The following is a 23,750-nucleotide window of genomic DNA, read 5'->3' on the forward strand; positions in this document are numbered from 1 at the left end:
TTACCAGTTCTTTAAAAGCCTGCGAGAGCGTGGGGCCGACATGGCTTTCTTGAGCCGCTGCTGGGTATTCTGCTCCTCCTGCATGGCGGCATTCAGCAACTGCTCGGCATTCTCCTTGCTCATTTTTTCTTGAGAAGGCTTGTTTTGTTGCTGGTTTTGCTTGTTTTTATCTTGCTTATCCTTTTGATTATCCTTGTTTTTGTCCTTCTCTTTCTTGTCATCCTGCTTGTTCTGCGGCTGCTTTTTGGGCGGTTGTTTCTTCTGCAAGTGCTTGCAGAGCGCAAGATTATAGCGCGTCTCGTTGTCGGCCGGATTGTTCCGAAGCGCCTCCTTGTAGGCTTCTATGGCCTCGCCATACATCTGATGACGCTGAAAGAGCACGCCGATATTGTGATACGACTGCGCCTTGCGAAGTTTGGAAGTCTCCAACCGTCCGGCTTTCTCATAATAGACGTTGGCCAGAGAATCCTTTTGCTGCATTGTCAAGGCACACCCCAAATTATAGAGGGCCTGCGGATTCGCGCCATTCTTCGACAGAGCCTTCCTGTATTCCACCTCGGCCTTGGCATAATTCTGTTGATGAAAAAGACGATTGCCCGAGCGGATATAATGCCTGTCCGTCTGTGCGTGGACGGAAACAAAGCCTATGACGGCGAACAGGGCCAACATTCCAAAACGCTTTCCAAACAAATGGATCCGCTTTATCAAAGGGTTGCGACTGTCCATGATACAAATCTCCAACACAAGCAGGAGTATCAAGATGAGTCCGAAAGCCTGAAACTGCTCATTGTACTCGCTATAGACAACGCTGGAAGTCTGTCCGTTTTGGAGTTTCGTCAGCTCGTCGTTCAGCTGTTCCTGTGCCTTGTTCGTGTTGTCGACATGAATGTATATCCCGTTGCCGGCCTGCGCAATCTGCCGGCACATGTCTTCATTCAAGGCGGACATGACCGTTTGGCCGGCATTATCCCTGATATAGCCTCCCTGTCCATCGGGAATAGGAGCGCCTTTGGGGTTGCCGACACCCAGGACAAACACGTTCATTCCTTTTTGATGAGCGTCTTTGGCCGCCTGCATGGCTCCGCCTTCATGGTCTTCGCCATCGGTGATGATGATGATGGCCTTCCCCACTTTGTCCTGTTGCGTGAAACTGGAAGCCGACAGCTTGATGGCCCTGGCCAGGTCGGTGCCTTGCAATTGAATCAGGGAGGGGTCTATGTTTTGCAAAAACATCTTCGCCGAAACATAATCGCTCGTGATGGGCAACTGGACGAAGGCGTCGCCGGCAAACACGACCAAGCCGATTCGGTCGTTGGTGAAGTGGTCTACAAGATTCTCGACCAGCAGCTTGCCCTTTGCCAAGCGAGAGGGCTGGACGTCTTCTGCCATCATCGAATTGCTGATATCCAAGGCTATGATGGTTTCAATGCCCGAACGTTTCTCATGACTGATCTTCGTTCCCATCTGCGGACGCGCCAACATGCAGACCAAAACCACAAGCGCAAGAAGCAAAAGGAGAAACTTGACGAGTGGCCGAAACCTGGAAACATCGGGCATTAGCTGCTCCAACAAAGCGGGGTCGCCCAACTTACGCATCTTCTTTCGTCGCTGTCTCCAAGCGAGAAAATAGATGACCAACAATACGGGAACAACCAGTAAGAGCCAGAAATATATCGGATTTTCAAATCTTAGCATGTCATAACGAATTAAGGAATGCGTCTTAAAACAGTAAAACGCAACACTATTTCCAACAACAATGTGACAAGTGCCAACAAAGCGAATGGCTGATAGGCTTCATAGCGTTTGGAGAACGTCTTCACATTCATCTTTGTTTTCTCCAACTTGTCTATATCTTTATAAATCTGCTTCAACTGCCGATTGTTCGTTGCCCGATAGAAATTTCCGTCTGTCGTTGCCGCGATGTCACTCAACGTCTTGGTGTCTATCTCTACAGGAATATTCACATACTGGACTCCACCGGCAACGGGCATTGGATAGGGAGCTACCTTGTTCGTGCCGACACCTATCGTATAGACACGGATACCCAGGCTTTTTGCGATTTGCGCAGCCGTCATCGGGGAAATGTCGCCCATGTTGTTGCTTCCGTCAGTCAGCAGAATGACAACCTTGCTCTTTGCCTTCGAGTTTTTAAGACGGCTCACCGCATTGGCCAAACCCATACCCACGGCCGTCCCGTCACTGATCAGTCCCCTTGCCGCAATGTCGGTACGGACACCCTGCAACATGTTGACCAAAGACGAATGGTCGGTCGTCATGGGGCACTGCGTGAATGCTTCGCCCGCGAAAATCGTCAAACCGATGTTGTCGTCGGGGCGGTCGGAGATGAACTCGGTGGCGACCGCTTTTGCAGCCTCAATCCGATTGGGTTTCAAGTCCTCGGCCAACATCGACGTGGAGACGTCCATTGCCAACATGATATCAATGCCTTCCACCGACCGGTTATCCCATGAATTGCGTGTCTGGGGGCGTGCCATCACGATAACCACCAAGACAAAAGTGATGCAACGCAAAAGCATTGGCAGGTTGATGATGCGCATGCGCCAGCTCTTATAGCCGAAGCGATAGGCATAAGTGTCGCTTAGCCGCATCGTCGGTTCGCTCTTCTTTCGATAAATAAAATACCATAAGATATAAGGTATCAGCAAAAGAAGCAGTAAGAAGTATTCCTTATTTGCAAATTCCACTTTTCTATCCCTTTATTACATTAGCCCAGCACCAGAAACAGACACCAGCAAATGGCCAATAGAATACAAATGATCAAGCCCGCAGATACATATAACAAGGTTTTTATCGTGACCCTGTTCTTCCTTACTTTCTGTTCGTCTGAACTCAGCTCAGGAACGACTCGTTCTTCCGTAGGCTGAACATCCTGTTTGGTCTGATCTATAAAGTTGACGGCATTCACCAGATTCAAGTCATTCTCATTGATCAACGTAGAATACTTGGCGAATTTCACCAAGTCAGCTGTAGCGAACAATTCCTTCAGCTCGTCGATCATCTTCCGGTCACCCGCCTGTTGCAGGCTGTAGATGATTTCCGAGCTCGTCATTTCCATGGCATTAAAGCCGAAACGCTCCTGAATATACTTTCGCAGCACGTCGGTCAGCTGGGTATAATATACTTTCTGATTTTCAGAAGTGATCAGTTTATCCGACTTTATCTTCTCTATCGAATCCAAAGCCTTCTGGTGTGCGGGGATATGGCGCACGATTCTGACACGTGCTATGATTGGTTTGTTTTGCTTAAGTCTCATCCATAGATAAAGTGTTACTCCACAGATGAATAGCAAGAGAATGCTCAACAGAAATGGCAGCGTCCATTCTGACGCCAGAAAAGGATTGTCCTGTACGTCCTTGGGAGGGAAAAACTGATTTGGATGCAAAGTGTCAACATCAACGGTAAGCACTTTCAAAGCCAAAGTAGAACCTTGATACGGTTTCCCATTCACCTTTACCGTCAAGGCGGGAATCGGATATAAATGCTCGTCAAAACTCGTCAGCGTGTAGATTTGACTTGTTCTGACCTGTCCATCTACATTTGCCGTGTCGCCTTTCTTGTCGACGATCTCCAAGCCTGGGACCAAGTAATGTTGCTTTTCCAATTTAGGGAACACCACCTTCGCCCCCTTTGGCGCCGTGACGCTAAGCGTCATGTCGACTTGCTGTCCAATAAATACTTGGACAGAATCTATTCTTTGTTCAACCTGCACCTGCGCACAGACGGTCAAGAAAGCCAAAGATATCAGCAATATTGTAAATATTCTCTTCATGAACAATGCGTCTATGCTCTTTTCTTAAACAACATCATCAGGGCCTTCACGTAGTCGTCATCCGTTGCTATTGAAGTCCAGTCAACCTGACTCTTACGGAAAGTCTGTTCCAAATAGTCCTGCCGTTCCATCCAATAGTGCGTATGGGCATGTCGCAACTTCTTCGAACTGGTGTCAATAATCATCTCATGTCCGGTTTCCGCGTCACAAACTTTCATCAAGCCCACGTCCGGTAACATTTTCGCGCTCCGGTCATAGACCTGAATCGCAATCATGTCATGCTTCCGGTTGGCTATCTGCATCTGCTTGGAGAAGTCCTGCCAGTCATAAAAGTCACTCAACAAGAATACAGTGCAACGCCTTTTGAGCATCCGGGTCAGAAACTCTACGGACGTTCCTACATCCGTCTTCTTGCTTTCTGGTTTAAAGTCGAGCAATTCCCGGATAATGAACAGGATATGCTTACGTCCCTTTTTGGGCGGTATATATTTCTCAATCTTATCCGAAAAGAAAATAACACCAATCTTGTCATTATTTTGGATGGCACTGAAAGCAATGGTCGCAGCGATTTCCACTATCATATCGCGCTTCATCTGCCTTACCGTTCCGAACTCAAGCGACCCGCTGACATCAATCAGCAGCATAGAGGTCAGCTCGCGTTCTTCTTCAAACACCTTGATGTAAGGACGATGGAAACGAGCCGTCACATTCCAGTCGATATCCCTAATGTCATCTCCGAACTGGTATTCACGCACTTCGGAAAATGCCATACCTCGCCCTTTAAACGCGGAATGATATTGCCCTGCAAAGATATTTTGGCTCAAACCGCGAGTCTTGATTTCTATTTTCCTGACTTTCTTTAAAAGATCCGACGTTTCCATCAAGGCACCTCTACCTTATTTATTATTTTAGATACGATTTCTTCCGAGGAGACATTGCTTGCCTCGGCTTCGTAGCTCAATCCGATTCTGTGGCGCAATACGTCATGGGCAACTGCCCTTACATCTTCCGGAACGACATATCCTCTGTGCTTGATAAAGGCATAGGCACGGCTTGCCTTTGCCAAATTTATACTGGCACGAGGGCTGCCTCCAAACGTAATCAGGTCTTTCAGCTCTGCCAAGCCATATCGTTCCGGGTATCGAGTTGCAAAGACAAGGTCTGCGATGTATTGCGCTATCTTTTCATCTATATACACTTGGTTGACAATCTCACGGGCACGAAGAATCTCTTCCGAAGAGGTGACGGGCGTTACTGTTGGCAATGCTCCATTCAAGTTCTCACGAATGATCTGCTTTTCCTCTTCCAAAGTCGGATAGCCGATGACCACCTTCAACATGAAACGGTCTACCTGAGCCTCGGGCAAGGGGTAAGTTCCTTCCTGCTCTATCGGGTTTTGGGTAGCCATCACCAAGAAAGGTTTCGGCAAATCGAACGTTTGTTCGCCGATGGTCACCTGATGTTCTTGCATCGCTTCAAGCAAAGCACTTTGCACCTTTGCCGGCGCACGGTTGATTTCATCCGCCAATAGGAAGTTGGCAAACACCGGTCCCTTCTTTACCAAGAACTTCTCATCTTTCTGCGAATAAATCATTGTACCCGTCACATCGGCAGGCAAGAGGTCCGGCGTGAACTGAATGCGGCTGAAATCCGCGTCTATCAACTGCGCAAGAGTCTTGATTGCCAATGTCTTGGCCAGTCCGGGGACACCTTCCAAAAGTATGTGTCCATCGCTCAACAATGAAATCAGCAGCGAATCGACCAAATGCTTCTGTCCGACAATCACCTTGTCCATCCCTTGGACAAGGTTGGTCACAAACCCACTTTGTTGTTCTATACGAATATTCAACTCACGTATATCTACAGCTTCTGCCATAATTATATTTTATTTGTATCGTTTTTATTTAGACGCAAAATTACAATAATTAGAAAGAAGTCTATAAGATAAGTGACTAAATTATATTAAAAAGGGGAGCCTGCCAAGCTATTTTAAGAAACTTTCAGCACCATGGCAACCCACACAGAAAAACCCACAAACAAGCCCCATGCACCCTTCGACCCATACTCCTCCTGCATGAAAAAGCAGAGGGATGATTGCCAAGCAACCACCCCTCATTGTTAGGATTCCAAAGTCTTGAAGATTAAGCCTCTGCCGGAGCCTCTTCTGCTGGAGCTTCCGCTGCATTCTCTTCTGTAGCCTGTGCTGCTTCAGCCTCAGCCTTGGCAGCTGCTTCGGCAGCCTTCTTGTCGGCCACCTTCTTTGCTATTTCTTCGTTAATCTTCTTTTCGGCTGCGAGTTCTGCGTTCATAGCGTCCTTCTTAGCCTTAGCCTCTTGTTCACGAACCACCTGGGCACCCTTCTCCTTTGCATCTTTCCATGCGTCGAATTTCTTCTGGGCGGCAGCTTCGTCAAAAGCACCTTTCTTCACACCTCCACGGAGATGCTTCATCAGGTAAACGCCTTTGTCCTTAAGGATGTTGCGAACCGTATCCGTCGGCTGTGCGCCGGTTTCCACCCAATAGAGTGCACGATCGAAATTCAAATCTACAGTAGCCGGATTGGTGTTAGGGTTGTAAGAACCAATCTTCTCAGTAAACTTACCATCACGTGGTGCTCTTGCGTCAGCGATTACAATGCTATAGAAAGCATAGCCTTTACGACCGCCGCGCTGCAATCTGATCTTTGTTGCCATTTCTTTTTTATTTAAATTAGGTTTGAATTAATGCCATCAACTCGTAACGGCGGTGCAAAGGTAGCATATTTCGATTGATATTCATTTTATTATAAACGTTCGACAACGACGCTTTACGTTTTTTTAACGCCACATCGCGTTTCCCGGCAGCATAGGGACACGCTGACAAGCCCATATTATATATAAAATACTTGTAACTTTGCAACCATGTTAAGCAAAACTGACAGACAAATCCTTCGTATCGCCCTGCCTTCCATCGTGTCGAACATCACGATACCTCTTCTCGGGCTCGTTGATATTGCCATCGTAGGACACATGGGCGACATCGTATATATTGGCGCCGTGTCTGTAGGCGCCATGATTTTCAACCTGATTTATTGGCTGTTCGCGTTTCTGAGAATGGGAACAAGCGGCCTGACCTCACAGGCCTTGGGGCAACGGAATCTCACGGTCGTCACCTCCACCCTACTTCGCTCTTCATCCATTGCACTCGGACTCGCCCTGCTGATATTGGTTTTCCAGTACCCCCTACTCACCATGATGCTTCATCTCATCGCCCCCAAGGATGATGTCGTTCCTTTTGTCAGGTCATATTTCGACATCGTCGTATGGGGAGCACCCGCCGTCTTGGGACTCAACAGCCTGACGGGCTGGTTCATCGGGATGCAGAACACCCGCTTTCCCATGATCATTTCCATTACGCAGAACATCATCAACATCATTGCCAGCCTCACGTTGGTCTATGGTTTCGGCATGAAGATAGAGGGAGTCGCCACGGGCACCATCATCGCCCAATACGGAGGACTGCTCGTCGGCGGCTTTTTATTGACCATGCACTACGGCAGACTGAAAGCCTATTACCAAGCGCGCCGGCTCTTCGTCAAGAAAGAGCTGGCTAAATTCTTTTCCATCAACAGGGACATCTTCCTCCGCACGGTCTGCATCGTGTTCACAAACCTCTACTTCACCTCCATGGGCGCACAGCTGGGAACGCTCTTTCTCTCGGCCAACACGGTTCTCATGCAGTTCTACCTGCTGTTCTCCTACATCATGGATGGCTTTGCCTTTGCCGGCGAAGCACTCGGAGGGCGGCTTTACGGTGCCGGGAATGTCAAGGCATTCAGGCACACGGTCAACCGGCTCTTCGGCTGGACGTTCCTCATCACAACCGCCTACAGCTTATTATATATAATCTTTGGAATAGACTTCATTCATCTATTGACCGACGAAAAAGCCGTCATCAACATGGCGCAAACATACATTCACTGGATTTGGGCCATCCCGCTTGCCGGTGCCGCCGCGTTCATCTGGGACGGCATATTCATCGGCACCACGGCCACCAAGGGCATGCTCCTCTCAGCTTTCACGGCGGCGGTCTGCTTCTGGCTCATTTGCATCGGCACAAAAACGACATTAGGCAACCACGGTCTTTGGCTGGCCATGATTGCCTATCTGGCTTTGCGGGGAGTCATACAGACGCTGCTGTATTTCACCGCAAGCAAATATCGCGGCATGACGAACTAACGGTTCTTCAGATAATAGTCCAACGCCGCCCCTATGGCCGTGCAGAACTCGCTGTATTTGGGAATCCGGAAATGTACGTTGTACAATTTCTCCATGGCCGGATAGACCTCCTTGCATTGCGGAAGCAAAGTCAGGTTGCCTATCATCACAAAGTCGCGAATGCCACTTCCCAAACTTGAGAGGATGCAACTACTGCCGATTGTCTGCAACACCGTGTAGATCAATCCGAGCGCGATGTCCTCGCGCGACGCGTTGGTCTTGGCATTGCCGAACAACGACGCCGTGGCGTTCATCGGAAGTCCCGGCAACGGTTTGGCGCTGATGTCGCCTATATGCAGGTTGATGTTGTTGATGTCGCCCTGCATGGCCATGCTCGCCAACTGCTTGATGTCATCCGTCTTGAGCATGATGCGGCTCAAGCCGGCCAATGTGCCGCCGCCGATACCGACACCACCGATATGGCAAATGTCATCGCCCTCGCATTTCACCAGACTGGTGCCCGTTCCCATGCTGACCACTATCATCCTGTCCAACTTGCTTTCATAACGCGCGCCCAAACCATCGGCGACAAATTCCTCGCTTTTGGCTGTCGGCAGACCATAGATGGGCGTCTCGATATAGGCCGAGCCTACGCCCGTGACCATCACCTGCCTGACATCGCCCAACTGAATCTTGTTGTCATACAAGTATTTGCCAAAAGCGCCATACAAACTGGTGATGGGATCTGTAGCCTTGATACGAAAAGGATTGATTACCATGCCGTTTCCGTCGATACCGACAATCTTTGTCGTGCTGATACCAACGTCTATTCCGATTACAATATTCTTCATATAAGGGAAATGATTGAGTCGCAAAAGTAGCAATTAATTGCAAATTCTCAAAAATTAAGCCCCAGTTTTTGCCCTTTCCTACCAATTGGGCTATCTTTGCAGACAATCAACAGAATGCTTCTACGGCATGATTCATCACTAATATTCGAATGAATGGAACAGAAAATCCAGGAAATGCAAGCACTCGTCAACCTGTTGAACGAGGCTTCCACCTATTATTATAGTGGCAAAGGCGAACGCATGACCGACTACGAATGGGACGCGGCCTTCGACAAGCTGCGCCTTCTGGAGGAAGAGACGGGCACCGTGCTGCCCGACAGTCCTACCAACAAGGTGTCTGAAGAGGCCATCGTCGGCCAGAAAGAGGAACATGAGTTTCCCGCCCTGTCACTGGCGAAGACCAAGAACGCGCAAGACCTCGTGAAATGGGCCGACGGAAAGGCCATCTGGATTTCATGGAAACTCGACGGCCTGACGCTGGTTGTCACCTACGACGGGGGCAAACTCAGCAAGGTTGTGACGCGCGGCAATGGGCACATCGGCACGAACATCACCCATCTGGCCCAAGCCATCAAAGGAATACCCGACAGAATCAATGACAACGGGCATGTCGTCATCCGCGGCGAATGCGTCATTTCGTATGCCGACTTCGACCAATTCCTCCTCGAAAGCGGCGAAGACTATGCCAACCCGCGCAATCTGGCGTCGGGGTCGCTGACACTCAAGAATGCCGAAGAGGTGAAACTACGCCACTTGCAGTGGATTCCCTTCTCGCTCGTCTATACGGAACAGCCCATCAACTCGTGGGGGGAACGCATGGATTGGATAGAAAGAAACGGCATGAAGCCCGTGGAAAGGGAGTGCGTAGAAGCGCCGACGCTCGAACATATCGAGGCTTCCATCGCCCGATGGACGGAAAAGGTGACGGCCATGAAGAACCCCTTCCCCGTCGACGGCCTCGTCATCTCATACGACGACTATGCCTATTCACAGACGGGAAGCGTCACCGGACACCATGCCACGCGCTCGGGCTATGCCTTCAAATGGCAAGACGAGTCGGCCACGACGACCCTCGACCACATCGAATGGAGCTGCGCGGCCAGCACCATCTCACCTGTCGCCGTTTTCCAGCCTGTCAATCTGGAAGGCACCGTGGTCAAACGCGCCTCACTCTGCAACATCAGCGAATGCCGACGACTGGGCATTGGCGGCAAAGACAGCCGCCTTGTCGTCATCAAGGCCAACAAGATCATTCCCAAAGTAATCAAGGTGGAGCAGAAAGTGGGCGATCTCTCGATTCCCACCCACTGCCCCGTATGCGACGCGCCGACCGAAATCAAGACGAGCGAAGCCAGTGGCACGCAGACCCTGCACTGCACCAACAGGCAATGTCCGGCCAAGCAACTGAAGAAGTTCGCCCGCTTCGTATCGAAGGACGGGCTCGACATCGACGGCGTGTCGGAGCAGACCATCGCCAAATTCATCAATCTCGGGTGGATCGTCCGCTACTCCGACATCTTCAACCTTCGGAACCATGCCGCCGAAATAGCGGCGCTGGACGGCTTCGGCAGCAAATCGGCCGCCAATATCTTGCAGTCTGTCGAGAAGTCGACCGACGTCGAAGCCCGCCGACTGCTCTACGCTTTGTCCATCCCCATGTGCGGCCAGGACGTCTGCAACCGCCTGCTGTCGACCTATCGTTTCGCAGAGCTGGCGGAAAAGGCGGCCACCACCGACGACGCCGAACACTTCGCCCACATCGACGGCATAGGCCCCGAGAAGTCGAAATCGCTGGTCAACTGGTTCCATCAGGAAGAGAACCACCGGGAGACCCTGCGCCTACAGGAAATCCTCCGCATAGCGGAACCCGACCTGAAGCCCCGGGGCAACCGCTGCGCAGGGCTGACATTCGTCGTCACCGGAGATGTCTTCCACTACAAAAACCGCAACGAACTGAAAGAATACATACAGCACCAAGGCGGCAAGGTGACCGGGAGCGTGAGCAAATCGACCAGCTATCTCATCAACAACAACCTGGAATCGACCAGCGGAAAAAATCAAAAGGCGCACCAATTAGGTACGCCTGTCATCTCGGAAGAGCAATTCATCGAAATGTTTGTCGACTAAAATGTCCATTTCAAAGCCAAGGTAGGGATGGCATAGAACTTGTCGTTCTCGCCTTTGTCGTTCCATACGAAATTGTTGCTCAGCTCGATTTCGGTACCGACACTCAGGTTTATGCCGTCCCAACCTCTCAACTTGTTCATGTTGAACCAGAGCTGAGGCTCCGACAAAAAGATCAGTTTGCCCTTCACGTTGGGGTCATACCACAAGTCGGCAAAGCCGCTGCATGTCACCCTTCCATCAGCCAACTGCACGCCCCATACGGCCGTCGTCTGAAAACCGTTGAACGGATGCGTGCCGGTGTGGCTGTTCTTGAAGTAATATTTGTACATGGCCTGCAAGGAGAAGGTGGTCGAGAAATCGGCGTTATGCCAGTTCCAGGCGCCTCCCAACAGGACGGCGTGCTGGTAGCGCGAGCCATAATACTGGCCGGTAGAGGTCTCTCCGGTGCCTGCGCCGCCGTTGTATTCGAAGTGAGCGGCAAACTGCTTGTTGTGAGACACGTTGAACTCGCGGGCTATCTCCCAGTAAGCGCCCATCACACCGTCACCCTTATAGTCTATGTCCGTAAACAAGAACGTACTGCCCCACTTGTCGGGCTTGAACATCTCCACCGTCGTCGTGACCGATCCACGCGTGGTGAGGTCGTGGTCGAGGGCATGCCCCAAATCATAATGCAGCTGTACGTTCTGGGCATGCACCCCAAACCAGGTTGCCATCAGCAAGGCGAAGGCAAAAGAAACACGTTTTTTCATAAATTCAAGTATCGTTTAATCAAGCGGCAAAGGTAGTTCAAATCGTCACAACGGCAAAATATAAAAGTATTATTTTCGCCATCGAACTATTTTTACTACCTTTGCCCGCATGAGAATCGATATAATCAGCGTCTTGCCGGAGATGTTCGCGGGCTTCATCAACGAGTCGATACTGGCCCGTGCGCAGAAAAACGGAATTGCGGAAATCCACGTCCACAACCTCAGAGACTATTCCTTGGACAAATGGAGACGTGTGGACGACTATCCTTACGGAGGAAGCGCCGGCATGGTGATGCAGTGCGAGCCGATAGACAGGTGTCTGTCGGCCCTGACGGCAGAACGCGACTACGACGAAATCATATACACCAGCCCCGATGGCGAGCAGTTTGACCAGCACATCGCCAACGAACTCTCGCTCAAAGGCAACATCATCATTCTTTGCGGACACTACAAAGGCATTGACCAACGGGTGCGCGACCACCTGATCACGCGTGAAATCAGCATTGGCGACTATGTGCTGACGGGGGGCGAACTGGCCGCCGCCGTGATGGCCGACGCCATTGTCAGACTCATTCCCGGCTCCATCAGCGACGAGCAGAGCGCCTTGAGCGACTGCTTCCAGGACGACATGCTGGCGGCGCCCATCTACACCCGCCCGGCGGACTACAAAGGATGGAAGGTGCCCGACATCCTGCTGAGCGGACACGAAGCCAAGATACGCCAATGGGAACTCGACCAGGCCATGGAAAGGACGCGACGGCTGCGCCCCGACCTGCTCCAAAGAAACAAAGGCTGACAAACCCCATTGCAACAGCTGGCCTTTCAGCTTGCAAAAGCTGCCCTTCCGGCTTGCAAAAGCAGTGCTTTGAGCGCGTAATCGCTATCCTTTTACGCCCTCAAAGCACTGCTTTTGCGTTGCCACCGCATTGAAACCATCCGCACGAACGCTACCGGATGCACGCCATCCGCGCCGTCGCCCGCCGTCGCCCACCTGCCATCCGCCACCCATTTATGGATGACGATTCCCAAGGAATGGCGCGCGAAGCCCCAATTTGCCCATTTTTTCCCGTCGAAAGATGACATTTTTACACATAAATATGTATCTTTGTGGCATTAACTTTAAAATTACATCCAGCTTATGTTTGATTCCGCAACTTATGTCAGACGCCGCAACGAATTGAAACAACTCGTGAAATCGGGCGTCATCATACTCTTTGGAAACAACGAGTCGCCCGCCAATTTCCCGAACAACGGCTATTACCCCTTCCGTCAGGACTCCTCTTTCCTCTACTATTTCGGGCTCCAGCGCGACGGACTCGTGGGCGTCATCGACGTCGACAACAACCGCGACATCCTCGTAGGCAACGACATCGACATAGAAGACATCGTGTGGTTCGGCTCCGTAGAGAGCGTCCAGACGATGGCGCAGATGGTCGGTGCCGACGAATCGAGGCCCATGAAGACCCTCAAGACCATCTGCAACGACGCCCTCCGCGCCAAGAGACAGATACACTATCTGCCCCCCTACCGCCACGACATCATGATTCAGATCTTCGATTTGCTGGGAATTCATCCCGTACAGCAGAAAGAATCGGCCAGCATGGAGCTCATCAGAGCCGTCGTCAAGATGAGGTCGGTCAAGGAACCGCAGGAAATCGAGGAGCTGGAACGTGCTGCCGTCATCGGCTACAAGATGCACACCACGGCCATGCGGCTGACCAAACCCGGCGTCACGGAGAAGTTCGTGGGCGGACAGGTCGATGGTATCGCCCACTCGTATGGCTCGATGGTCAGCTTCCCCACCATCTTCACGCAACATGGTGAAATCATGCACGGGTCGCCGTCGATGAGCGTGCTGGAGGCCGGAAGGCTGGCCTTGTGCGACGCCGGGGCCGAAACCGTCAACAACTATTGCAGCGACAACACGCGAACCATGCCTGTCAGCGGCAAGTTTACGCAGCGGCAGCTGGAAATCTACTCCATCGTGGAGGCCTGCCACGACCACGCGCTCAGCGTGGCCAAGCCCGGCGTGAAGTATGCCGACGTGCACTTCTCGGTCTGCGCGCTCATGTTCGACCGGCTCAAGGAGCTGGGACTGGCCAAGGGCGACACCGCAGAAGCCGTCAGAGCCGGCGCCCACGCCATGTTCCTGCCCCACGGACTGGGCCACATGATGGGCATGGACGTTCACGACATGGAGAACCTCGACCAGATAAACGTAGGCTTCGACGAAGAGACACGGCCCAACCTGGAGCAGTTCGGAACCAACTGCCTGCGCATGGGAAGGCGTCTGCAGGAAGGATTTGTCGTCACCGACGAGCCTGGAATCTACTTCATACCCGCCCTGATCGACGACTGGAAGGCGACAGGACACTGCAAGGAGTTCCTCAACTTCGACAAACTGGAGACCTACAAGGACTTCGGCGGCATACGAATCGAGGACGACCTGCTCATCACCCACGACGGCTGCCGCTTCATCGGCAAAGACCTCATCCCCTATCACCCCAAGGATGTGGAGGCTTTCATGGAAGACAATTAATCAAACAAGATAGAATAATGAGAAAAATGTTAGTAATGGCACTGCTCGCCTTGGCGGCGACCGGTGCGAACGCGCAGGACAAGGCGGAAAAGAAAAACGACAACCAGCCCGTTTTCAGCGTCGTTAAGGAGAACAAGATTACGAGTATCAAGAACCAAAGCCGAAGCGGCACCTGCTGGGACTACTCCACATTGAGCTACTTCGAGGCCGAAATCTTGAGAAGTACGGGCAAGACATACGATCTCTGCGAGTCGTTTGTCGCCAACAAGACCTACATGGACCGTGCCGTTCAGGTGGTGAGGCTCCACGGCGACTGCCAGTTTGCGCAGGGCGGAAGCGTGTATGACCCGCTCTACTGCCTGCAACACTACGGCATTTGCCCCGAAGAGGCCATGCCGTTGCCCGGCACTTTGTACGGCGACTCACTCAACAACTACAATGAATTCTTCGCCCTCATGACGCCATACGTGCAGGCTGTGGCCAAGAGTAGTGCCAAGAAGCTGTCCACCCAGTGGAAAGTGGGACTGCAAGGCATTCTCGACGCCTATCTCGGAAAGTGCCCGGAGAAGTTCATGTATCAGGGAAAGAGCTACACGCCGCAGACTTTCGCCGCCAGCCTGGGCCTCAACTTCAACGACTACGTAACCGTCACGAGCTACACGCACCACCCTTTCTGGACGAGTTTTGCCGTCGAAGTGCAGGACAACTGGCGCAATCCGCACTCCTGGAACGTACCGTTGGAGGACATGATGAGAATCATCGACAATGCCATCATGAACGGCTACACCGTCGCTTGGGGCGGTGACGTTTCGGAAGAAGGATTCACCCGTCAGGGACTGGCCTACGCCTACGACACCAAGCAGGCTCAAGGCCTGACCGGCAGCGACATGGCACGGTGGCTGAAGCTGACGAAGGTGCAGAAAAGCAACATGCTCGACTCGCTCGGCTGCAAGGCCCCGGAAATCGTGCCGACGCAGAAGATGCGCCAGGAGCGCTTCGACAACTGGGAACTCACCGACGACCACGGCATGCTGATCTATGGTATCGCCAAAGACCAGTACGGCAAGGAATACTACATGGTGAAGAATTCCTGGGGCGAGACCGGCACCTACAAGGGCATTTGGTACATGACCAAGGCTTTCATCGCCGCCAACACGATGGACTTCATGGTCAACAAGAACGCCATCCCCAAGGATATCCGCAAGAAACTCGGCATTTGAACCGACACAAACAAGGCTCCGGGAACGATTTCCCGGGGCCTTTTGCTTTTCCGAAGGCCCGCACGCGGCCGCCTACAGGGCCGCGGTTGATTATTTTCTTCATAAAAGTAAGCCGTAATTGACAATAAATGATTATCTTTACAGCGGATTAATTTGCGCCAAAAGGTGCCTATGGTCCACACATGCGGTGAAAAGCACAGCCGCAACACTACAGAGGAAAATAAAAATAATACATAAATGCACTTCAAATGGAATTACGAACCACCTACATCAGAAGAAAACGCGGCGGCAGCTGAACTGGGCGAGAAGCTCAGTATCAGCCCTATCCTGGCGCACTTGCTCATCCGACGGGGTATCTCCACCGAATCCGGAGCCAAGAGATTCTTCCGTCCGCAGCTGGCAGACCTCATCAATCCTTTCCTCATGAAGGACATGGATGTGGCCGTCGACAGACTGAACGACGCCATGGGACACAAGGAACGCATACTGGTCTATGGCGACTACGATGTAGATGGATGTACGGCAGTAGCTTTGGTCTACAAGTTTCTTCAACAGTTTTACTCCAATATCGACTATTATATCCCCGACAGATATGATGAAGGATATGGGGTGAGCAAGAAAGGAATAGACTATGCCAAGGCAACGAATGTAAAACTCATCATCATACTTGATTGCGGAATCAAGGCAATTGAGGAAATAGCCTATGCCAAAAGCCTCGGCATAGACTTCATTATATGCGACCATCATGTGCCGGATGAGGTCATGCCCAATGCTGTGGCCATCCTCAACCCCAAACGGCCCGACGACACGTTCCCCTTCAAACATCTTTGCGGGTGTGGCGTAGGCTTCAAGTTCATGCAGGGATGGGCCAAGAACAACGGTATTCCTTTCTCCAATCTGATTCCACTGCTTGACTTCTGCGCGGTATCTATCGCCGCCGACATCGTGCCGGTGGTGGAAGAGAACCGCATCCTGGCCTTCCATGGACTGAAACAGTTGAACCAGAATCCGAGCATTGGCCTGAAAGCCATCATCGACATCTGCGGTCTCAACGGGCGGGAGATATCCATGAGCGACATCGTTTTCAAGATAGGGCCGCGCATCAACGCCTCGGGCAGGATGGAAAACGGCAAGGAGAGCGTCGACCTCCTGATAGAAAAGGACTTGTCGGAAGCGTTGAAAAAGGCCAAACATATCGACGAATACAACGAGCAACGCAAGGACATAGACAAGCAAATGACGGAAGAGGCCAACCAAATCGTAGCGAAGTTGGAAAGCCAAGGCCATCAGTCGTCCATCGTCCTCTATGATGAGAATTGGAAAAAGGGCGTCATCGGCATTGTCGCTTCACGACTGACGGAAATCTATTTCAGGCCGACAGTCGTCCTGACAAAGGACGGCGAGTTGGCCACAGGCTCCGCCCGAAGCGTCACCGGCTTTGACGTTTACGCGGCCATCAAGCACTGTCGCGACCTCCTGATGAACTTCGGAGGACACACCTACGCAGCCGGCCTCACCTTGCGGTGGGACGACATCCCGACGTTCAGGAAGAGATTTCAGGCATATGTGGAAGAACATATCCTGCCGGAACAGACCGAAGCCATCCTCAGAATCGACGAAGTAATCGACTTCAAGGACATCAACAAGAAGCTATATACCGATTTGAAGCGGTTCGCGCCGTTCGGACCGAACAACACCAAGCCGCTTTTCTGCACCCTGGGCGTGTACGACTACGGCACAAGCAAGGTCGTAGGGCGTGAACAGGAGCACATCAAATTGGAGCTGGTCGACTCGAAATCGTCCAATGTCGTGAACGGCATAGCCTTCGGACAAAGCGCCTCGGCGCGCTACATCAAGTCCAAACGGAGTTTCGACATAGCCTATACACTGGAAAGCAACGTCTTCAAGCGGAATCAGATTCAGCTTCAAATAGAAGATATCAGGCCCGACGAACGCTGACGCAAGGACGTTCCACAACACAAGCATGATGGAATACAAGGAAATCCTCCGACAATACTGGGGGTTCTCGGACTTCCGTGGCATCCAGAAAGAAATCATCGAGAGCATAGGAAGGGGGCAGGACACGCTTGGACTCATGCCGACAGGCGGCGGAAAGTCGATAACATTCCAGGTTCCGGCTCTTTCCATGGACGGCGTGTGCATTGTCATCACGCCGCTGATAGCCTTGATGAAGGACCAGGTGGACCATTTGCTCGCCAAAGGCATACGTGCGGCGGCCATCTATTCGGGAATGACACGGCCAGAAATCATCAAGACTTTGGAAAACACCATCTTCGGTGCCGTCAAAATCCTGTATGTATCGCCCGAACGCCTGTCTTCCGAACTCTTTCAGACGAAACTCCGACACATGAAAGTGAGCTTCATCACGGTGGATGAAGCCCACTGCATCAGCCAATGGGGCTATGATTTCCGCCCCTCCTACCTGACCATAGCCGCCCTTCGCGACCTTCTGCCCGGCATTCCCATATTGGCTTTGACGGCCACAGCCACCCCACACGTCGTCGACGACATTCAGGAACGACTGAAGTTTGCCCGGAAGAATGTGTTCAGGATGAGCTTCGAACGGAAGAATCTGTCCTATGTCGTCAGGACGACAGGCGACAAGTTGGGCGAATTGGCCCATATCCTGCGGTCTGTCGACGGCAGTGCCATCGTATATGTGCGAAGCCGCAAGAAATGCAAGGAAATCAACGAACTGCTGACCGCGCAAGGATTCTCCTCCACTTTCTATCATGCGGGCCTCGACCACCTCAGCAAAGACGAGCGTCAGAAGCAATGGCAGGAAGACAGGATACGTGTCATGGTCGCCACAAATGCCTTCGGCATGGGTATCGACAAGCCCAACGTGCGCCTGGTCATCCACATGAATTGCCCCGATTCGATCGAGGCCTACTTCCAGGAAGCGGGCCGAGGTGGACGAGACGGACGGAAAGCCTATGCCGTATTGCTCTACAACGGCTATGACAAGAGCAAGCTCCACAAGCGAATTGCGGAAACTTTTCCCGAGAAGGACTTCATCAAACTCGTCTACGAACACCTTGCGTATTTCTTTCAGATAGGTGTCGGCAGCGGGAGATACCATACTTTCTCGTTTGAAATGGACAAGTTCTGCATCGCGTTCGGTCACAGTCCCCGCCTTGTCGACTCCGCGCTCAGAATCATACAGCGGGCCGGTTACATCTATTATGAGAATGAACCGGAAGCCGCGCCCAGGCTCATGTTCCTGTTGACCCGGAACGAACTCTACCGACTCAACGAACTGACGCCCCTTCAAGACCGCGTCATCACAATAGTGCTGCGCCAATATGGCGGCGTATTCAACGACTACGTATTCATCAATGAAGAAAGGATCGCGGACATAGCGGGCCTCACCAAGCAGCAGATCTACCTGGTATTGAAGTCCCTAAGCCAAAGGAGAATCCTCCATTACATCCCCCAACGCAAGATTCCCTTCATCACCTATCTGACCGATAGGATCGACGGCGACCGGCTGGCCATCAGCAAGGAGGTTTACGACGAGCGCAAACGGCAGTTCACCGACCGCATTGAAGCCATCATCAGCTACGCCACCAATGACCAGGTGTGCAGAAGCCGGCAGCTCCTCTCCTATCTCGGGCAACCACACTCGCCTGCTTGCCACTGCTGCGACGTGTGTCTTGAAAAGGAAACCGACCAGGAATCGGACGACAGGATGGAGTCTGCGCTCGACAAGATTCTGGCTCTCTTGAGCGACAAAGAACTGCACCCGCTGAATGACATCCTGCAACTGGACATTCCCAAGCGTCAACTTGACGCGGCCATCGACCATCTTAGGAATGAAGAGATCATCCATCTCAAGGATGACAAGGTCTACATCAAGTGACCTACAGCAGCCACAACCCTTATCGAACGTACAAAACGAAAAGAGAGCTCTCCACCACGGAGAACTCCCTTCAGTAATATTATGTACGAGAAAAAATCAGTTGTTTTCCGGTCTCAGTTTTCTAACGGTCTCACCGGCCTGCCACATCTCCATATCGTGCATCGCCTTCAGTTCTTCATTCAGCTTTTCACGATAGTCCGGCTGTGAGTTCTTGTCAATGGAAATCTGTGCTTCGTTGCCCGTCTTCACACTGAGATAGAGCCACTCCATCACGGGTTTGATGGCTTCGCGGAACCGTGGCGCCCAATCCAGCGCGCCACGCTGGGCCGTGGTCGAGCAGTTGGCGTACATCCAGTCCATGCCATTCGCGCCGAACAGCGGCATCAAGCTCTGCGTAAGTTCTTCTACGGTCTCGTTGAAGGCTTCCGAAGGAGAATGTCCATGCTCGCGGAGAACCTCATATTGTGCTTCCAAGAGACCTTCGATAGCCCCCATCAACGAACCACGCTCACCCGTGAGGTCGGAAGTGGCCTCTCTTTGGAACGTCGTCTTGAAGAGATAGCCCGAGCCGATACCGATACCGAGTGCCAAAGTCTTTTCTTCGGCATGCCCGGAAGCGTCCTGATAAACGGCATAAGAGCTGTTCAAGCCCCGTCCTTCGCAGAACATGGTGCGAAGAGAGGTGCCCGAGCCTTTCGGTGCAACCATGATGACATCGACATCCGAGGGAGGAACCACGCCCGTGCGGTCGTTCCAGTTGATGACGAAGCCATGGGAATAATAAAGTGTCTTGCCTGAAGTCAGGTGCTTCTGGATGGATGGCCAAACCGCAATCTGGCCCGCATCGGAAAGCAGCATGCACAGAATGGTTCCGCGCTGCACGGCTTCTTCAATGGAAAACAAAGTCTTGCCGGGTACCCATCCGTCGGCTTTCGCCTTCTCAAAGGTCTTTCCTTCACGCTGACCGACAATCACGTTGAATCCGTTGTCGCGCAAATTGCAAGCCTGGCCAGGCCCCTGAATGCCATAACCAAGAACGGCTATGGTCTCATCTTTCAACACTTCACGAGCTTTCTCCAATGAGAACTCCTTGCTGGTGACCACTGTTTCAACGACGCCACCAAAATTCATTTCTGCCATAAGTAATTCTTTGTGTAGCCCCAAGCGGGCTACGGGTTGACTATTTCCTATTGAATCCAATCCGCTTTATCCAAAAACAGTCTGCCATCGGATCCATCCGCCAATTATTCAAAGCAGCGGCTTAGGAACAAAACTATAACGCTTGCAAAGGTAAACAATCACAATCAAACGGCCAAACGTAATTTCATTCTTTTACAAAACCCATCAACAATCTTACAACTTCAACCTCTTCTATCGAAGAAAGAGACGATTTTGTAATCCGAATCACATAACGTTCACCTGCTTGTTGCACATAGAACTTCAGCAAATCTCCCTGATGGCTCTCGGCGACATAAGCCACATCAAACCGTTTCAGACGGTGGGATTTGTAGAAATCGAGACCAAATAAGTCCAACGCATGCTCGATGTATTTCACCGAATTGACGTGTCCATTCACATCGACGTCGCTGTAATACGTGGGAACGCTGCGGGCAAACACGCCCTTCCCTTCTATTTTCACACGCGAACTCTTCTCGATGGGACACGGTTTGTCCGTTTCTATATACTCCGAAATCAAACCGTCGCGCACCGCCAGGATGTCGACCGGCTGCCTCGTGTCGGTATCTATCATGGCCCAGATGCTGCGGCCGTAGCCCAGCGGGCGCCCGTCTTCCGCCGTTACGGCAAAATTCCTGCTCGTAAAGTACTTCATCGCCCCCTCGACCCAGGTCTCTATCGTGAATCTGTCATACGCCTTGGGCATGTCCTCCACCTCGATGGCGAGCCGACTCAACACCCATGTGCGGTGTACCGTGTTGAGATACTCCATGCCATAGCCACGGTCGTTGCTGTGATAGTCGGCGGCATTGAGCATGGCATTGCCCAAATGGCCCAACATCAGCCGATGGGAGAAGTCGCAATGAAACGGCTCGGCGACAAATCCGTAAGTTCCTACTTTGCCCAACATCACTCGATTATCCTTTATTTTGTGTTTCCAAATATTCCGAAATAATCTCTTCCTTGCTGCGCGTAACGGCGATTCGCCCGGAACGCGTGTACTGCAACAGGCAGCCGAACTCATTCAGTTGCGCAAACAAGTCGGCGATGTCTTCGGTCAAGCCTGCCAGAAGCACCGTCGCATACGTGGGATTCACTTCCATCATGCGGGCGCCATGCTTGCGGATGGCCCGCGAGATGTCGGGATGTTCCATCAAGACAGGCGTTGAAATCTTGAAGAGCGCAATCTCGTGGATGAACAAATCGTCGTCGAGATAATGGTTCGCCTTCACCACATCTATCTTCTTTTCGATGGCTTTGGTGATTTTTACAATCTGCTCTTCGTCGCTCCACACGGTAATCGTGTATTTATGAATCCCCTTTATGCTGCTGGCCGACACGTTCAAGCTCTCTATATTGACCTGACGGCGGGTGAATACAGCCGTAATCTGATTGAGAATACCGGCTATATTCTCCGAATAAACCAGCAATGTATATAATCTTTTCGCACTATCCATAATCCAATTGTAAATTAATGACACATATCCATCCTTCTGCTAATAGTCCAATGCCAGCTGCATCTCGTCCACACTCTTGCCCGGCATGGTCATCGGCACGATGTCCTCGTCCTCCTTGATGGCGCATTCCAGCAAGTATGGCCCGTCGGTGCGCAACATCCGCGCCACCTTTTCAGCCAAATCCTTGCGGTCTATCGCCACGTCATACGGAATGCCGTAGCCTTTCGCGATGTCGGCATAGTGCGGGTTCAGCATGCGCGTGAAGGAACGGCGTCCGCCAAACATCAGGTCCTGCCACTGCCTGACGTTCCCCAAGTAGTTGTTGTTCAAGAGAATCATCTTAACCGGGGCCTGTTGCTCCATGATGGTGCCCAGTTCCTGAATGCTCATCTGGAAGCCGCCGTCGCCCATGAAGCAGCAGATGGTGCGGTCGGGGGAGCCGAAAGCCGCGCCGACGGCAGCCGGCAGGCCGAAGCCCATGGTGCCGAAGCCGCCGCTCGTCACGATCGAACGCTTGGTGAGGAACTGGAAATAGCGACTCGAAATCATCTGGTTCTGTCCTACGTCGTTCACCAGGACGGCATTGCCCGCCGTCGCTTCGGCCACCACATTGACCACCTCGCCCATGAGCAGCGGCCCCTCGGCGGGATGAATGTCGGGCTGTATCACCTGTTCGTCCTCCATCTGCCGATAGGTCTCGAACGAGTCGATCCATTCCGTGTGGCTGTTCTTCGCCAAAAGGCGGGTGATGGCCGGCAGCGACATCTTGCAATCGCCAACGACCGGCACTTCGCACTTGATGTTCTTGTCGATCTCCGCCCTGTCGATGTCCAGATGAATAATGTGCGCCTGCTTCGCGTAGGTGGATGGAAGGCCTGTCACGCGGTCGCTGAAGCGCATTCCTATCGCAATCAGCACGTCGCATTCCTGCGTCTTCATGTTGGTCGCGTAACTGCCGTGCATGCCGAGCATGCCCATGTTCAGGCGATGATTGCCGGGCAAGGCCGACAACCCCAGCAGCGTGCGGCCTGCGGGAATGTCCGCCTTCTCAAGAAATTCGAGCAGTTCATGATGGGCGCCACCCAGTTCCACGCCCTGTCCGATGAGCGCAAAGGGGCGCCGTGCCTGGTTGATCAGGCCGGCGGCACGCTGTATGGCCTCGTTGTTCAACTTGGGATAAGGGTCATACGAACGCACATGCTCCACCTTGACGCCGATCCACTCGCACGTGTGTGTCTGGGCATTCTTGGGAAAGTCGAGCACCACCGGCCCGGGACGGCCGCTGCGGGCGATGTAGAACGCACGGCTCACAGCCCACGCCACGTCTTCCGGTCGCCTGATCTGATAGGCCCATTTGGTGATGGGCTGCGCCAAACCCACCAAGTCCACCTCTTGAAAAGCGTCGGTACCCAGCGCGCCCACGCCCACCTGACCGGCGATGACGACCAGCGGCGTCGAGTCCATCATCGCGTCGGCCACGCCCGTCAGGGTGTTCGTCGCCCCCGGCCCGCTCGTCACCAGGCACACGCCCACTTCGCCGCTGACGCGCGCATAGCCCTGGGCCGCATGCGCGGCAGCCTGCTCGTGGCGCACCAAAACATGGTTGAAACATTTGTTTTCGCCTCGCGTATAATGATACAGCGAATCGAAGACGGGCATGATGGCCCCGCCGGGATAGCCGAAAATCGTATTTACTTCCTCTGCCTGCAAAGCTCTCATCAGAGCCTCTGCACCTGTTATCATCTCATTTGCCATAATT

Annotated in this window: 19 protein-coding genes; 7 read left to right on the forward strand and 12 right to left on the reverse strand. The window is 52.3% G+C overall.

Annotated features, from left to right (window positions below):
• The 6 genes from K334_RS0104200 to K334_RS0104225 form a co-directional block, all read right to left on the reverse strand.
• Nucleotides 1–1,695: a VWA domain-containing protein gene (locus K334_RS0104200; protein ID WP_025880421.1), complete on the reverse strand. Its 1,695-nt coding sequence runs from the start codon at nt 1,693–1,695 to the stop codon at nt 1–3.
• A gap of 11 nt (nt 1,696–1,706) precedes the next feature.
• On the reverse strand, nt 1,707–2,705 hold the full coding sequence (locus K334_RS0104205; RefSeq protein WP_025880419.1) for a vWA domain-containing protein: 999 nt from the start codon (nt 2,703–2,705) through the stop codon (nt 1,707–1,709).
• A gap of 20 nt (nt 2,706–2,725) precedes the next feature.
• Entirely contained in the window at nt 2,726–3,790 is a 1,065-nt protein-coding gene (locus K334_RS0104210; RefSeq protein ID WP_036889935.1) for a BatD family protein, read from the reverse strand.
• An 11-nt stretch (nt 3,791–3,801) separates the two neighbouring features.
• Complete coding sequence (locus K334_RS0104215) at nt 3,802–4,671, reverse strand: DUF58 domain-containing protein (protein WP_025880417.1); 870 nt, start codon at nt 4,669–4,671, stop codon at nt 3,802–3,804.
• The gene (locus tag K334_RS0104220; RefSeq protein ID WP_025880416.1) at nt 4,671–5,666 is read right to left on the reverse strand and encodes an AAA family ATPase; all 996 of its coding nucleotides are present in this window, start codon (nt 5,664–5,666) and stop codon (nt 4,671–4,673) included. Before K334_RS0104220 ends, K334_RS0104215 begins: the two co-directional genes overlap by 1 nt.
• Before the next feature lie 265 nt (nt 5,667–5,931).
• Nucleotides 5,932–6,483: a 30S ribosomal protein S16 gene (locus tag K334_RS0104225; RefSeq protein ID WP_025880415.1), complete on the reverse strand. Its 552-nt coding sequence runs from the start codon at nt 6,481–6,483 to the stop codon at nt 5,932–5,934.
• Nucleotides 6,484–6,690: 207 nt separating this feature from the next.
• Between K334_RS0104225 and K334_RS13465 the strand changes: the two genes are divergently transcribed.
• The gene (locus K334_RS13465; protein WP_025880413.1) at nt 6,691–8,007 is read left to right on the forward strand and encodes an MATE family efflux transporter; all 1,317 of its coding nucleotides are present in this window, start codon (nt 6,691–6,693) and stop codon (nt 8,005–8,007) included.
• On the opposite strand, the gene coaW is transcribed toward K334_RS13465, so the two are convergent.
• Complete coding sequence (coaW, locus tag K334_RS0104235; protein WP_025880411.1) at nt 8,004–8,837, reverse strand: type II pantothenate kinase; 834 nt, start codon at nt 8,835–8,837, stop codon at nt 8,004–8,006. The genes K334_RS13465 and coaW overlap by 4 nt on opposite strands.
• Before the next feature lie 153 nt (nt 8,838–8,990).
• On the opposite strand from coaW, the gene ligA reads away from it, so the two are divergent.
• Complete coding sequence (gene ligA, locus K334_RS0104240; protein ID WP_036889937.1) at nt 8,991–10,964, forward strand: NAD-dependent DNA ligase LigA; 1,974 nt, start codon at nt 8,991–8,993, stop codon at nt 10,962–10,964.
• On the opposite strand, the gene K334_RS0104245 is transcribed toward ligA, so the two are convergent.
• Nucleotides 10,961–11,716: a nucleoside-specific channel-forming Tsx family protein gene (locus K334_RS0104245; protein WP_025880408.1), complete on the reverse strand. Its 756-nt coding sequence runs from the start codon at nt 11,714–11,716 to the stop codon at nt 10,961–10,963. The two genes, ligA and K334_RS0104245, sit on opposite strands and share 4 nt — an antisense overlap.
• Nucleotides 11,717–11,825: 109 nt before the next feature.
• Here K334_RS0104245 and trmD point away from each other — a divergent pair, with 109 nt between their 5' ends.
• The 5 genes from trmD to K334_RS0104275 all read left to right on the forward strand — a co-directional run bounded on the left by trmD (nt 11,826) and on the right by K334_RS0104275 (nt 19,358).
• A complete protein-coding gene (trmD, locus tag K334_RS0104250) occupies nt 11,826–12,512 on the forward strand; it encodes a tRNA (guanosine(37)-N1)-methyltransferase TrmD (protein ID WP_021588503.1) in 687 nt (228 codons plus the stop codon).
• A 342-nt stretch (nt 12,513–12,854) separates the two neighbouring features.
• Nucleotides 12,855–14,255: an aminopeptidase P family protein gene (locus K334_RS0104260; RefSeq protein WP_027444564.1), complete on the forward strand. Its 1,401-nt coding sequence runs from the start codon at nt 12,855–12,857 to the stop codon at nt 14,253–14,255.
• Nucleotides 14,256–14,272: 17 nt separating this feature from the next.
• The gene (locus tag K334_RS0104265) at nt 14,273–15,475 is read left to right on the forward strand and encodes a C1 family peptidase (protein WP_027444565.1); all 1,203 of its coding nucleotides are present in this window, start codon (nt 14,273–14,275) and stop codon (nt 15,473–15,475) included.
• A gap of 237 nt (nt 15,476–15,712) precedes the next feature.
• Nucleotides 15,713–17,434 carry a single-stranded-DNA-specific exonuclease RecJ gene (recJ, locus tag K334_RS0104270; protein ID WP_025880405.1) on the forward strand — a complete coding sequence of 574 codons (1,722 nt, stop codon included), beginning with the start codon at nt 15,713–15,715 and terminating at the stop codon, nt 17,432–17,434.
• A gap of 28 nt (nt 17,435–17,462) precedes the next feature.
• Nucleotides 17,463–19,358: a RecQ family ATP-dependent DNA helicase gene (locus tag K334_RS0104275; RefSeq protein WP_027444566.1), complete on the forward strand. Its 1,896-nt coding sequence runs from the start codon at nt 17,463–17,465 to the stop codon at nt 19,356–19,358.
• Between the two features lie 96 nt (nt 19,359–19,454).
• Here K334_RS0104275 and ilvC read toward each other — a convergent pair whose 3' ends face one another.
• From ilvC to ilvB, 4 genes are all read right to left on the reverse strand, one after another.
• Nucleotides 19,455–20,498, reverse strand: a complete 1,044-nt coding sequence (gene ilvC / locus K334_RS0104280) for a ketol-acid reductoisomerase (RefSeq protein WP_021588580.1) — start codon at nt 20,496–20,498, stop codon at nt 19,455–19,457.
• 184 nt (nt 20,499–20,682) lie between these two features.
• The gene (locus K334_RS0104285) at nt 20,683–21,444 is read right to left on the reverse strand and encodes an acyl-[acyl-carrier-protein] thioesterase (protein WP_025880402.1); all 762 of its coding nucleotides are present in this window, start codon (nt 21,442–21,444) and stop codon (nt 20,683–20,685) included.
• Nucleotides 21,445–21,451: 7 nt separating this feature from the next.
• Nucleotides 21,452–21,991, reverse strand: a complete 540-nt coding sequence (gene ilvN / locus K334_RS0104290) for an acetolactate synthase small subunit (RefSeq protein ID WP_027444568.1) — start codon at nt 21,989–21,991, stop codon at nt 21,452–21,454.
• A 39-nt stretch (nt 21,992–22,030) separates the two neighbouring features.
• Nucleotides 22,031–23,746: a biosynthetic-type acetolactate synthase large subunit gene (gene ilvB / locus K334_RS0104295; RefSeq protein WP_027444569.1), complete on the reverse strand. Its 1,716-nt coding sequence runs from the start codon at nt 23,744–23,746 to the stop codon at nt 22,031–22,033.
• Between the last annotated feature and the right edge of the window lie 4 nt (nt 23,747–23,750).

This window comes from Segatella baroniae DSM 16972 = JCM 13447 (genome assembly GCF_000426585.1).
Lineage (GTDB): Bacteria > Bacteroidota > Bacteroidia > Bacteroidales > Bacteroidaceae > Prevotella > Prevotella baroniae.